At 71.8% G+C, this 13,125-nt stretch carries 10 protein-coding genes; 4 read left to right on the forward strand and 6 right to left on the reverse strand.

The window, feature by feature from the left end; translation table 11 throughout:
* Positions 1–45 precede the first annotated feature (45 nt).
* On the forward strand, positions 46–1,317 hold the full coding sequence (locus tag OHA58_RS08135) for an MFS transporter (protein ID WP_405477812.1): 1,272 nt from the start codon (positions 46–48) through the stop codon (positions 1,315–1,317).
* The gene (locus OHA58_RS08140; protein ID WP_405477813.1) at positions 1,244–2,605 is read left to right on the forward strand and encodes a D-arabinono-1,4-lactone oxidase; all 1,362 of its coding nucleotides are present in this window, start codon (positions 1,244–1,246) and stop codon (positions 2,603–2,605) included. Before OHA58_RS08135 ends, OHA58_RS08140 begins: the two co-directional genes overlap by 74 nt.
* Before the next feature lie 6 nt (positions 2,606–2,611).
* Here the strand turns inward: OHA58_RS08140 and OHA58_RS08145 are convergent, their stop codons facing one another.
* Positions 2,612–3,760 (reverse strand): hypothetical protein, encoded by a 1,149-nt coding sequence (locus OHA58_RS08145; protein ID WP_405477815.1) that lies wholly within the window; start codon positions 3,758–3,760, stop codon positions 2,612–2,614.
* 540 nt (positions 3,761–4,300) lie between these two features.
* On the opposite strand from OHA58_RS08145, the gene sepH reads away from it, so the two are divergent.
* Entirely contained in the window at positions 4,301–5,371 is a 1,071-nt protein-coding gene (gene sepH / locus OHA58_RS08150) for a septation protein SepH (RefSeq protein WP_405477817.1), read from the forward strand.
* A gap of 125 nt (positions 5,372–5,496) precedes the next feature.
* Here the strand turns inward: sepH and OHA58_RS08155 are convergent, their stop codons facing one another.
* Positions 5,497–6,351 carry a sulfurtransferase gene (locus OHA58_RS08155; protein ID WP_405477819.1) on the reverse strand — a complete coding sequence of 285 codons (855 nt, stop codon included), beginning with the start codon at positions 6,349–6,351 and terminating at the stop codon, positions 5,497–5,499.
* Positions 6,352–6,602: 251 nt separating this feature from the next.
* On the opposite strand from OHA58_RS08155, the gene OHA58_RS08160 reads away from it, so the two are divergent.
* Positions 6,603–7,388 (forward strand): VOC family protein, encoded by a 786-nt coding sequence (locus OHA58_RS08160; RefSeq protein WP_405477821.1) that lies wholly within the window; start codon positions 6,603–6,605, stop codon positions 7,386–7,388.
* A 194-nt stretch (positions 7,389–7,582) separates the two neighbouring features.
* On the opposite strand, the gene OHA58_RS08165 is transcribed toward OHA58_RS08160, so the two are convergent.
* The 4 genes from OHA58_RS08165 to OHA58_RS08180 form a co-directional block, all read right to left on the reverse strand.
* The gene (locus OHA58_RS08165) at positions 7,583–8,233 is read right to left on the reverse strand and encodes a thymidine kinase (protein ID WP_405477823.1); all 651 of its coding nucleotides are present in this window, start codon (positions 8,231–8,233) and stop codon (positions 7,583–7,585) included.
* A 37-nt stretch (positions 8,234–8,270) separates the two neighbouring features.
* Complete coding sequence (locus OHA58_RS08170) at positions 8,271–9,458, reverse strand: alkaline phosphatase family protein (protein WP_405477825.1); 1,188 nt, start codon at positions 9,456–9,458, stop codon at positions 8,271–8,273.
* A complete protein-coding gene (locus OHA58_RS08175; protein WP_116513360.1) occupies positions 9,458–10,045 on the reverse strand; it encodes a DUF5998 family protein in 588 nt (195 codons plus the stop codon). The genes OHA58_RS08170 and OHA58_RS08175 overlap by 1 nt, the downstream gene beginning before the upstream one ends.
* Positions 10,046–10,140: 95 nt before the next feature.
* Entirely contained in the window at positions 10,141–12,963 is a 2,823-nt protein-coding gene (locus OHA58_RS08180; RefSeq protein WP_405477828.1) for a GNAT family N-acetyltransferase, read from the reverse strand.
* Positions 12,964–13,125 lie beyond the last annotated feature (162 nt).

Genomic DNA, 13,125 nt, shown 5'->3' on the forward strand with positions numbered 1-13,125 from the left:
ACCCGTAAGCTGTCTTGGCCACCTACGCGCCTTACCGGAGTCGACTTGCCCAGCCCCTACCGCGCCATATTCGCCCTGCCCGGCACCAAGAGCTTCTCGGTCGCCGGGTTCCTGGGCCGGATGCCCCTGTCGATGATGGGCATCGGGATCGTCACGATGGTCTCCCAGCTGACCGGCCGATACGGGCTCGCGGGTGGCCTGTCCGCCACCGTGGCGCTCTCGGCGGCGGCCATCGGCCCGCAGATCTCACGCCTCGTCGACCGGCACGGGCAGCGCCGTGTGCTGCGGCCCGCCGCCCTGGTCTCGCTCGTCGCCGTCGCCGGTCTGCTGCTGTGCGCGAAGTTCGAGGCGCCGGACTGGACGCTGTTCGTCTTCGCCGCGCTGATCGGTTGTGTGCCGAGCGTCGGATCGATGGTCCGGGCGCGCTGGGCGGCCCTCTACAGGGACACCCCTCAGCTGCACACCGCGTACTCCTTCGAGTCCGTCATCGACGAGGTGTGCTTCATCTTCGGGCCGATCATCTCGATCGGTCTGTCGACCGCCTGGTTCCCGGAGGCGGGGCCTCTTCTCGCGGGCTGTTTCCTCGCGGCCGGTGTCTTCTGGCTGACCGCGCAGCGCGCGACCGAGCCGGTGCCGCATCCGCGCGGACAGCACTCCGGGGGGTCCGCCCTGAGGTCGCGCGGTCTTCAGGTCCTGGTGGCGACGTTCGTGGCGACGGGCACGATCTTCGGCGCGGTGGACGTGGTGACGGTCGCGTTCGCCGAGGACGAGGGTCACAAGGCGGCGGCCAGTCTCGTGCTCGCGGTGTACGCGGCGGGTTCCTGCGCCGCGGGGGCGGTCTTCGGGCTGCTGCACTTCAAGGGGGCGCCCGCACGCCGGTGGCTGGTCGGTGTCTGCACGACGGCCGTGAGTATGATCCCCCTCCTACTGGTCGGGAACCTTCCGTTTCTGGCCGTGGCGCTCTTTGTCGCGGGCCTGTCCATCGCACCGACGATGATCACGACGATGGCCCTCGTCGAGCAGCACGTACCACGCGCGAAACTGACCGAGGGCATGACCTGGGTGAGCACCGGACTCGCGGTCGGTGTCGCGCTCGGCTCCTCCGCAGCCGGCTGGGTGATCGACGCCGCCGGCGCGAAGGCCGGGTACGGGGTTCCGGCCGTGGCCGGCGCCGTCGCGGTGGCGGTCGGGTTCCTGGGGTACCGCCGGCTGAAGCAGCCGGTGTCGCAGCGGGGAGGAACCAATGAGCACGGGGAACTCGGGCAGCGAAACGACGCAAGCCCAGCAGGCCAGGACACGGAACGAACCGTGGCGTAACTGGGCGGGGAACGTCACCGCCCGGCCGGTCCGCGAGGTGACGCCCGCATCGGTGGAGGAGCTCTCGGCGGCCGTCCGCGCGGCCGCCGACGACGGCCTGAAGGTGAAGGCCGTCGGTACGGGGCACTCGTTCACCGCGGCGGCGGCGACCGACGGTGTATTGATACGCCCTCAACTCTTGACCGGCATCCGCAACATTGACCGCGAAGCCGGCACCGTCACGGTGGAGGCCGGCACCCCGCTCAAGCGACTCAACCTCGCCCTGGCCCGCGAGGGCCTGTCGCTCACGAACATGGGCGACATCATGGAGCAGACGGTGTCGGGGGCCACCAGCACCGGCACGCACGGCACGGGCCGCGAATCGGCGTCGATATCCGCACAGATCAAGGGCCTCGAACTGGTCACCGCCGACGGCTCGGTCCTCACCTGCTCGGAGAAGGGGACCGACGGAGAACGCGCGGTCTTCGCGGCCGCACGGATCGGACTCGGTGCCCTCGGCATCATCACGGCGATCACGTTCGCCGTGGAGCCGATCTTCCTGCTCACCGCCCGCGAGGAGCCGATGACCTTCGACAGGGTCACGAGCGACTTCGACGCGCTGTACGCGGAGAACGAGCACTTCGAGTTCTACTGGTTCCCGCACACCGGCAACTGCAATACCAAGCGCAACAACCGCAGCGCCGGGCCGGAAGCCCCCGTCAGCAGGTTCAGCAGCTTCCTCGAGGACGAGCTCCTGTCGAACGGCCTCTTCCAGGCGGTCAATTCACTCGGCCGCGCGGTCCCCTCGACGATCCCGTCGATCGCGAAGATCTCCAGCCGCGCGCTCTCCGCCCGAACCTACACGGACATCCCTTACAAGGTCTTCACGTCCCCGCGCCGCGTCCGCTTCGTGGAGATGGAGTACGCCGTTCCGCGGGCGGCCCTCGTCGATACGCTGCGCGAGCTGAAGTCCATGGTCGAGCGCTCGAACCTGCGCATCAGCTTCCCCGTCGAGGTCCGCACGGCCCCCGCGGACGACATCACGCTGTCCACGGCGTCCGGCCGGGAGAGCGCGTACATCGCCGTCCACATGTACAAGGGCACCCCGTACCAGGCCTATTTCACGGCGGCCGAGCGCATCTTCACCGCGCACGAGGGCCGGCCGCACTGGGGCAAGGTGCACACGCGCGACGCGGACTACTTCTCGACGGTCTATCCGCGCCTCGGTGAGTTCACGGAGCTGCGCGACCGTCTCGACCCGGACCGCCTGTTCGCCAACGACTATCTGCGGCGGGTCATCGGCGACTGACCGCGCTCACTCCGCGGGCGTCTCGGCCTGCTGCTGCGGCACGTCGGCTCCGTCGCTGCTCTGCGAGGTACTCGGAGTGGGCGTCGGGGTCGGCGTGGGCGTGGACTTGTCCCCGCCGGTCCCGGAACCGCTGCCCGAGCCGTCGTCGTGACCGGTTTGGGAGTCCTCACTCGCGCTGGGCGTGGGCGTGGGCTCCTCGGTGTCGCCCTTGTGCGCCCCACTGCCGTCCTGCGGGGTGCCGCTCTGCGTCCCGGAGCTGCTGCTGTCCGACGGCTCCTGCGAGGTGCTCGGCACGGGGGTGTCGTCGTTGCGGGACGAGGAGGCGCCTTCGCCGGTGAAGGCCTCGCGGAGCGTGGTCCGCTGACCGTCACCGCTGAAACTCTGCCCCGAGGCGAGCTCGTACGTCGTGATGCCGCCCATGGTCACTCCGAAGACCACTGCAGCGGCGACGAGGGGCCGCTTCCAGCTCCGTACGCGCGCGCGGTGCGTGGTCCCTTCGGTGAACTCGTCGGGGAGTCCGTTGATGAGCCCGTCGGTGGACCCGTCACCCAAGTCGCCCGGCGGAGGCGGCAGTTCCGGACCACCGGCCCCGGCCCCGGCCCCGGCCCCGGCCCCGGCCCCGGCCCTGAGCAACTGGGTCTTCTCCGGATCGCCACCGCCGACGCCTGCGTTCAGGAGCTGGGTCCGGTCCGGATCGCCACCGCCGGCTGTCAGGAGCTGCGTCCGATCCGGATCGCCGCCACCCGCCTTGAGGAACCGCGTCCGCTCGGCATCCAGCGCCGGCAGGACAGTCGTCGCGTCGGCGTCCTGTGCCGACGCACCGCCCCTCCCCCAGGTCGTCGTCCTCGGGAGCACGTCGGTCCGCATCGCCGTCGTGGCCGCGGGCGGCACCACGGAAGCAGCGACCGCGTCGGACCGGAAGGTCTCCGGTACCGGACGCCCGTCGCCCGTCACCGGGGCCTGCCGGCCCTTCGGTATCGCCTGGCCCGCGACATCACGTATCTGCTCGCCCGTGCGCCGGAAGAAGTGCTGGAAGAGCGAGCCGCCGCAGGTGGCCAGCACGCTCACCACTCCCGCGCCCACGATCGTCCCGTACACACCGAGCCCGGCGGCCAGCTTGGCCGCCACCACGGCGGCCACGGCGCTGCCCGCCACCTGGGGCAAACTCAGGTCGAGCCGCTTCCCCTTGGGCTTTTCTTGTGCATCTTGGGAGGTTTCCGGCTTCTCGCCCATCTCCGACCCTTGCCTGCCTTTCTCGACTTACTTCACGAGATAGGGACGGATGCACGAAGTGATTAGTTCCGTTTCTGGGGGTTCCGTGAAGCACGCCACGTCCATGAACCCCGAACGAGGGATACCCCGTACCCAACTCCCGTCCCCCATGAGAACTTCGATGGCGTGCCGGTCCACCCGAGTGGCCCGAATGGAGTACCGTTGCGAGCCCTGGGTCCGGTCTCCCGTCAGGGTGCCCGGGGCCTTCCAGGACCGCCGGGAGAGGGTTCGTTGCACAGGGTGACGCGCTCGGTCACTTAGCGTTGCGAACGGGTAACCGTGCCATAACGGCGATCCAGGGCCCAGGCCCGACACGCCGGGCAACTCGGCAAGGTTGTGGCAGGCTGCACCCGGGCAGGCCACACTCGACTAGCGGAAGCAGCGACGCACGTGACGTCGGCAGGCACCACCCGGGAGGTCCCCATGCCCGAACTGCGTGTCGTGGCCGTCTCTAACGACGGCACACGGCTGGTGCTGAAGGCTGCGGACAGCACGGAGTACACGCTTCCGATCGATGAGCGCCTCCGGGCCGCCGTGCGCGGCGACCGTCCGCGCCTCGGCCAGATCGAGATCGAGGTGGAGAGCCATCTCCGCCCCCGCGACATCCAGGCGCGTATACGTGCCGGTGCCTCCGCCGAGGAGGTGGCCCAGCTCGCCGGCATCCCCGTCGACCGTGTCCGCCGCTTCGAGGGCCCTGTCCTCGCGGAGCGCGCCTTCATGGCCGAGCGGGCCAGGAAGACCCCTGTACGCCGTCCCGGCGAGAACGCGGGCCCGCAGCTCGGCGAGGCGGTGCAGGAGCGTCTGGTGCTGCGCGGCGCCGACAGGGAGACCATCCAGTGGGACTCCTGGCGTCGCGACGACGGCACCTGGGAAGTCCTGCTCGTCTACCTGGTCGCGGGTGAGCCGCACTCGGCGAGCTGGACGTACGACCCGCCCCGGCGGCTCGTCCAGGCCGTCGACGACGAGGCGCGCTCGCTCATCGGCGAGACCGACGACATCGCCGCGCCGGAACCCAGCTTTCCGTTCGTGCCGCGCATCGCGAGGCTGCCCCGCGACCGCCCGCTCGACCGGGCCCTCGACCGGCAGTTGGAGCGCCCCGCGCCGCCGGCCCCCGCACCGGAGATCACCGAGGAGAGCCCGACGGCCGTCTCCGCCGCCGAGCGTGACTCGCTGACCAGCCTCCTGGAAGCCGTACCCAGCTACCGCGGCGACATCGTGGTCCCCGAGCGCCCCACGGTGCCCTCACCCGAGCCCGTCACGGACGAGCCGGAGCCCGCCGAGGCGGAGGAGCCCCCGGCTCCCGCCGCGTCCGCGGGAGCGGGTTCCGCCTACGCGGACGTCCTCATGCCCCGCAGCGTCGCGGGACACCGGGACCGTCTCACCGGCACCACCGACCGCCAGGCCGAGGCCGACGGGGTCCGTCCCGGACGGCGCGCGGCCGTGCCGAGCTGGGACGAGATCGTCTTCGGCACCCGCCGCAAGAAGCAGGACTAGCCACATGCCGTACGGAGAAGCCGAGGCGTACGCAGAACACAAACCGTAGGCAGAACACAAACCGTACGCAGAAGAGGCCCGCGCCACATCGGCGCGGGCCTCTCGCGTGCTCAACTGCCGAGGCTCTACTGGGGATCGGGACCGGTCGCCACAGGGCGCGACTCGTCCGAGGACCACTCGGACCACGAACCGACGTACAGCGCCGCGTCGATGCCCGCCACCGCGAGGGCGAGCACCTCGTGGGCGCCCGAGACGCCGGAGCCGCAGTACACGCCCACCTCGCCCGAACCCCCGGACGCGCCAAGGGACTTGAAGCGGGAGGCGAGCGCTTCGACGGGCAGGAAACGGCCGTCCTGTGCCACGTTCTCCGACGTCGGAGCGGACACCGCGCCCGGGATATGGCCGCCGACGCGGTCGATCGGCTCCACGTCGCCCCGGTAGCGCTCGGCGGCGCGGGCGTCGAGCAGGACCCCCGAGCGGGCCAGCGCGGCCGCCCCGTCGGCGTCCAGGAGCCCCACGGCGCCCGGCGCGGGCTCGAAGGTGCCCGGCACGGGCGACGGCACCGCGGTCTCCAGCGGGCCCTCCCACGCGCCGAGACCGCCGTCGAGCACTCGCACGGACGGGTGACCCGTCCAGCGCAGCATCCACCAGGTGCGCGCGGCGGCCCAGCCCTGCCCGCCGTCATACACGACGACGTCCCGGTCGGCCGACACACCGGCCCGCCGCATCACGGCGCCGAAGGACGCGACGTCCGGCAGCGGATGCCGGCCGGCCGCTCCGGCCGGTCCCGCGAGGTCGGCGTCGAGGTCGACGTAGACCGCGCCGGGGATGTGTCCGGCCTCGTATGCGGCCCGTCCGTCGAAGGCCGGGGCCCCCGCGGCCTTGGCCATGCTCAGCTGCCAGCGGACGTCGAGGATGACCGGCGGGTTCCCGCCCGCCGACTCGCTCGCGAGTTCGATTGCGGAGATGATGGCATTCATGAGGGCCATCCTTGCTCATGCTCTGGCCCGAGCGCCGTCGGTCGGCTAGCGTGCACGATCGACTACCGAGCGTTGACCGACCGGACATCGCGAGGCCATGGCGCGGCAAAGGATACGGACATCTCACCGGGCATCCCCGTGCGAGGAGTCCGTCCTTGGCGGCGCGGCCGATGAGCGTCGCGCGGCGCGGAGTGCCAGCATCAGCTCGGGCGCGTTGCGACACGTGATTTTGTTCCGAGGAGAGAGTGACGATGACCGAGGCAGCAGCCAGGCGCGCGCCGGGCACCCCCTGCTGGGTGAGTCTCATGGTGCACGGCATGGCGGCGACCCAGGAGTTCTACGCGGCTTTGTTCGGCTGGGAGTTCCGGCCGGGACCACAGCAGCTCGGCCCCTACGTGCGGGCCCTGCTCGACGGGCATGAGGTGGCCGGGATCGGGCAGATGCCGCCCGACCGCCATCTGCCCGTCGCCTGGACCCCGTACCTCGCCTCGGACGACGTGGACGCCACGTCCGAGAACATCCGCCACTGCGGCGGCACCGTCGGCGTCGGCCCGCTCGACGCCGGGGAGGCGGGCCGGATGGCCATCGCGTCGGACCCGGCGGGCGCGGTGTTCGGCATCTGGCAGGCGGCCGAGCATCTGGGGATGGCGCTCACCGGGGTGCCGGGGGCGCCGGCGTGGAACGAGCTGGTGACCCAGGAGACGGCGAGCGTCGCCAAGTTCTACGAGGTGACCTTCGGCTACGAGGAGGAGGCCGTCGTCTCCGCCGACTTCGACTATCTGACGCTGCATCTGAACGGCAGCCCGGTGGCGTCGGTGCACGGCGTGGGCCACGCGCTCCCGCGCGACCGGGGCGCGCACTGGATGACGTACTTCGAGGTGGCGGACGTCGACGAGTCGGTGGCCCTGGTCGAGGAGCTCGGCGGCCACGTCCTGAAGCCCGCACGCGACGGCTCCCGGGGCCGCCTGGCGACGGTCGCGGACCCGGAGGGCGCGGTGTTCACCCTTGTACGGTCGGCGCCGCGCGAGGAGGACTAGGGCCTTTCGTTTGGATCAGGCTGGATCAGGGAGCGGGGTCATGGGGGTCCCCCCTGCTCGAGCGAAGCCGAGAGCTTGGGGAGTCGTTGCCCGACGACAACGCCGCAGATGTGCGTGCCACACCCCGCGAGCCCAGCATGATCCAGACGAAAAGCCCTAGGGCCTCCTGGCGGACCTCAGCGGCGGTTCAGGCTTCAGGCCGAAGCGACCGGCAGTACTTCGGGAGACAGGGCCGCCGCGTGCGCCGTGGCGCTTGTCAGCTGCTTGCGGTGGTGGCGTCGGCACAGGACCTCGTAGCCGACCTCGTCGTCGCTCCGGTCGACGTCCCCGACGACGACCTGGGCGCCCTCGACGACCATCCGGCCGCCGACCGTGCGGGCGTTGTGCGTGGCGCGGGCGCCGCACCAGCACAGGGCCTCGACCTGGAGGACCTCGACGCGGTCGGCGAGTTCGACCAGGCGCTGGGAACCGGGGAACAGCTTGGACCGGAAGTCGGTCGTGATGCCGAAGGCGTAGACGTCGAGGCCCAGGTCGTCGACGACGCGGGCGAGCTGGTCGATCTGGGCGGGGGCGAGGAACTGCGCCTCGTCCGCGATGACGTAGTCCACGCGGCCGCCCTGGGACAGCTGGTCGACGACGTACGCGTACACGTCGAGCTCGTCGGCGACCTCGACGGCGTCGGTGACGAGGCCGAGGCGCGAGGAGAGCTTGCCCTCACCGGCCCGGTCGTCGCGCGTGAGGATCATTCCCTTGAGGCCGCGCGCCGAGCGGTTGTGCTCTATCTGGAGAGCCAGGGTGCTCTTTCCGCAGTCCATCGTTCCGGAGAAGAACACGAGCTCGGGCATGGGGAGTTGAGGACCTTTCCGCGGTGGTGGGGGACGATCAGGAGCGTACTTCGAGCAGCGGTACGAGCTGCTCGGCGGGGGTCATCGAGCCGTGGTTGCCGACCATGGCCGACTCCTTCGGCTCCCGCTCCGAGGCGATGATCACCACGTCGTCGTGGGCGGCCGCGATGACGTCGCCCAGGCGCGCGTAGACCCGCTCGTCGATGTGCGGGCCGAACCAGCCGGCCTCGATCGCCTCGTCCCGGCTCGCGATCCAGAACTGCTCGCCGAGCACCTCGCGCCACACGGTCAGGACGTCGGACTCGGCGCCCGGCACCGCGTAGACGTGGCGGGCGCGGCCCTCGCCGCCGAGGAGGGCGACGCCGGCGCGCAGCTCCCAGTCCTCGTCGAAGTCGATGCGGGACTGCTCGTCGAACGGGATGTCGATCATGCCGTGGTCGGCCGTGATGTAGAGGGCGCTGCGCGGCGGGAGCTGCTCGGCGAGGCGCTGGGCGAGGCGGTCGACGTACATGAGCTGGCCGCGCCACGGGTCGGAGTCGACGCCGAAGCGGTGGCCCTTGCCGTCGACCTCGCTGTAGTACGTGTACACCAACGACCGGTCGCCCGCCGCCAGTTGCTCGGCGGCCAGGTCCATGCGGTCCTCGCCGGAGAGGCGCCCGCGGAAGGTGCCGCCGCTGAGGGCGATCTTCGTGAGAGGCGTCGACTCGAACGCGGGGGCGGAGACCTGCGCGGTGTGCACACCGGCCTCGTGGGCGCGCTGGAAGATCGTCGGGTACGGCTGCCAGACGTGCGGCTGGGTCCAGGGGATCCAGCGGAGCTGGTTCATCAGCTCGCCGGTGTCCGGGTTGCGGACCGTGTAACCGGGCAGGCCGTGCGCGCCGGGCGGCAGTCCCGTACCGACCGAGGCGAGCGAGGTCGCGGTGGTCGCCGGGTAGCCCGCGGTGATCGGACGGCCCGTGCCGCCGCGCGAGGAGGCGAGGAGCGAGGTCAGGAACGGGGCCTCGTCCGGGTGGGCCTGGAGCTGCTGCCAGCCGAGCCCGTCTATCAGGAACACGCACGCGCGGTCGGCGGGCGCGAGCTCGGGTATCGCCGGAGCGCAGTCGGGGACGCCCAGGTGGGAGCCGAGGGTGGGCAGCAGGTCGGCGAGGGAGCCGGCGCCGTACTCGGGCACGGGGGCTGACCGGACGGCGAGAGGCTCTACGTCGTCCCAGGCGGGCATGGCCATCAGCGCGCTGTCGCCGCGGTCGCCTCGGACAGGGACTGGGCGAAGGCGAGGGTCTGACGGACGGTGTCGGGGCCGTCCCCGGTCTCGCTGACGCGCAGGCTCAGGTCGTCGGCGGTCGAGCTGCCCGTGTACCCGTGGTCCGCCTCGCAGTTGGGGTCGCCGCAGGCCGCGGGCTCCAGGTCGATGCGGGCGACGGCGCCCCAGCCGATGGTCAGGACGACCTCGCGGGGGAGGGTGCCCGGGACGTACTTCTCCGGGTTGGCGACGACGCGGCTGAGCACGACCGACGAGATCCGGCCGAGCTTCACGGATTCGGTGGACGTCGTGGCGTACGGCGTCGGCGACGTGGTGTCGGCGGCCTGCTCGTCGGTGTGGCTGACGATGAAGCGGGTGCCGGTGAGGACGAGCACGGTGACGTGCCTGCGCACCTCGTTCGAGTCGAAGGTGGTCTCCTGGTGGACCAGATACGACCCGATGGGTTCGCCGCCGACCGCGGCCTCCACCGCCTCGGCCACGAGGGCCGGGTAGTAGCCGCTGCGCTCGATCGCCGCGCGGAGCCCTTGGGTCGTCGTACTGGTCTTGGCCATGAGGTCCATCCTAAAGCCCGGCGGGGGGGCTCGCGGTGCGCCTGTGGACGGGTGCGGAAAACACCCGTATGTGGGGCTCGTCTCACCCGGCCCGCTCAGTACGCGGGCAGGGTGCGCGGGCCGAGGTCGTCGCGGGCGGGCGGCGGGGCGAGCCGTATCGAGGCGCCGAGGACCGACAGGCCGCTCTGGGCGACGACGACGGGCTCCAGGGAGACGGCGACGACCTCGGGATGGTCGTCCACGAGCCGCGAGACCCGTTGCAGCACCTCTTCGAGCGCGGCCGTGTCGACCGGCGCGGAGCCTCGCCAGCCGAAGAGCAGGGGCGCTGTCTTGATGCCCCTGACGATCGACTGGGCGTCCCGGTCGGTGACCGGAATCAGCCGGTGTGCTGTGTCGCCGAGCAGCTCGGACGCGGCGCCCGCGAGCCCGAAGGAGAGCACCGCGCCGGCGGCCGGATCGATGACCGCGCGGACGACGGTGTCGACGCCGCGGGGTGCCATGGCCTGGACTACGGGCCGCAGCTCCTCGGGCTTGCCGAGCGTCTCGGACAGCTCTTCGTAGGCGCGGCGCAGCTCCTCCTCGTTCGCCAGGTCGAGGCGTACTCCTCCGAGGTCGGCTCGGTGGCGCAGGTGCGGGGCGGTCGTCTTGAGGGCGACGGGGTAGCCGAGCGTGCGCGCGGCAGTGGCCGCCTCGTCGGGTCCGGGGGCGGGCAGGGTCTGCCGTACGTCGATGCCGTAGCGGGCGAGGAGGGCGCGGGCGTCCTCGGGGGCGAGCTCGGCGCCGCGCGGGTCGTCGTCCTTCGCGAGGAGCGCGGTGATGAGCTCGGCGGCGCCCGTCTCGTCGATGCCGTCGTACTCGGGGACCTTGCCGGGCTCCGCCGCGTCGCGCCGCCACTGGGCGTACTTGACGGCTTCGGAAAGGGCGCGGACGGCGCGCTCAGCGGCAGGATAGGCGGGGATGAGCGCGGGCGTCGGGGCGGGCTCGTCCGTGGGCGGGCGTCCGGCCGGGAGGCCGCCGGGGGGCCTGGCGAGCGCGCGGGGACCGGTGCTGGTGGCCGCGGAGAGTGCTTCGGCAAGGCCGCCGAGCTCCACGTGCACGACCAGGACGGGCTTGGTGGGGGTGCCGGCCGCGGCCGAACTGAGCGCCTCGGCGAGCGCCGCGTCCTCAGCGGTCGACTCCCCCACCGCCGGCATCGCCGTGACGACGACCGCGTCGCACTTGTCGTCCGCGAGGGCCTCGGTGAGCGCCGCGTGGAAGTCCTCGGCGGACGCCGCGGTCGTCAGGTCCCGCGGCGGCTTCGGCCGCAGGCCCTCGGCGAGGCAGACGTCGTACGTGAGGAGGCCCAGCGACTCCGAGTTCCCGAGGATCGCCACACGGGGGCCCGGCGGGAGGGGCTGGCGGGCCAGCAGCAGGCCGGTGTCGACGAGTTCGGTGATGGTGTCGACGCGGATGACACCCGCCTGGCGCAGCAGGGCGGAGACGGTGGCGTACGGCAGGCGCGTGGCGCGGACCGCGTGGCCGAGGGGCGCGATGCCGCTGTGCCGGGCGCCCTGCACCACGACGAGGGGCTTCGCGGCTGCCGTGCGGCGGGCAAGGCGGGTGAACTTGCGCGGGTTGCCGATGGATTCGAGGTACATCAGGGCGACGTCCGTGTCCGGGTCGTCGTACCAGTACTGGAGTACGTCGTTCCCGGACACGTCCGCGCGGTTACCGGCGGAGACGAACGTCGACACACCTGTCACTCCGGTCACGCCGCCGCCGCGCCGCTGGAGGCGGGCGAGCAGCGCGATACCGATGGCTCCGGACTGGGCGAACAGGCCCATGCGGCCCGCGCGCGGCATCTCGGGCGCGAGCGACGCGTTGAGCCGCACCCCGGGCGAGGTGTTGATGACGCCGAAGGCGTTCGGCCCGATGAGGCGCATGCCGTACGAGCGGGCTTGGCGCACCAGTTCGCGCTGGCGGGCGCGGCCCTCGCTGCCGGACTCGGCGTATCCGGCGGAGACCACGACGATCCCCTGCACGCCGTGCTCTCCGCACTCGGCGACGACTTCGGGGACGTACCGCGCGGGGACGGCGACGACGGCGAGGTCGACGGGCTCGGCGGCGTCGATGTCGTGGACGGAGCGGTGGGCGGGGACGCCGTCCAGGTCGCGCAGATCGTCGGGGAACGCCCTGTTCACGGCGTGGAGGCGGCCGGTGAAGCCGGCGTCGCGGAGGTTGTCGAGGACGCTGCGGCCGACTCCGCCGGGCGTACGGCCCACGCCGATGACGGCGACGGATCCGGGGGCGAGAAGCCGGTGCACCGAGCGCGCCTCGGCGCGCTGCTCGCGGGCACGCTGCACGGCGAGCGAGGCCTCGGTGGGTTCGAGGTCGAACTCCAGGCGGACGACGCCGTCCTCGAAGTGGCGCTTCTGGGTGTATCCGGCGTCCGTGAACACCTTGATCATCTTGGTGTTGGCGGGCAGGACCTCGGCGGCGAAGCGGCGGATCCCGCGCTCGCGGGCGACGGCGCCGATGTGCTCCAGGAGCGCGGACGCGACGCCCCGGCCCTGGTGGGCGTCCTGCACGAGGAAGGCGACCTCGGCCTCGTCGGCGGGGGCGGAGGCGGGCATTCCCTGGGCGTTGATGCGGTCGTAGCGGACGGTCGCGATGAACTCGCCGCCCACGGTGGCCGCGAGGCCCACCCGGTCCACGTAGTCGTGATGGGTGAAGCGGTGGACGTCCTTGGCGGACAGGCGCGGGTACGGCGCGAAGAAGCGGTAGTACTTCGACTCGTCAGAGACTTGCTCGTAGAAGTTCGTGAGCCGCTCGGCGTCGTCGATGGTGATGGGCCTGATGCGCGCGGTGCCGCCGTCGCGCAGCACCACGTCTGCTTCCCAGTGGGCGGGGTATGCGTGCCGGTCCGACGGGGTCTGCATGGGCCAAGCGTACGGCGCGACAGTGACAGTCGTACGGGTCGCGGCGCGAGCGGGCCGAAGGCACGCTATGAGGGCCGACGGGCGTGTGTGGGCGGTACGTAGGACCCACATCGGGCACGTCCACCGGTGTGCGAGACTGGTCTAGACAACCGTGAGAATCCT

This window comes from Streptomyces sp. NBC_00009 (genome assembly GCF_045040855.1).
Classification (GTDB): Bacteria; Actinomycetota; Actinomycetes; order Streptomycetales; family Streptomycetaceae; genus Streptomyces; species Streptomyces aureus.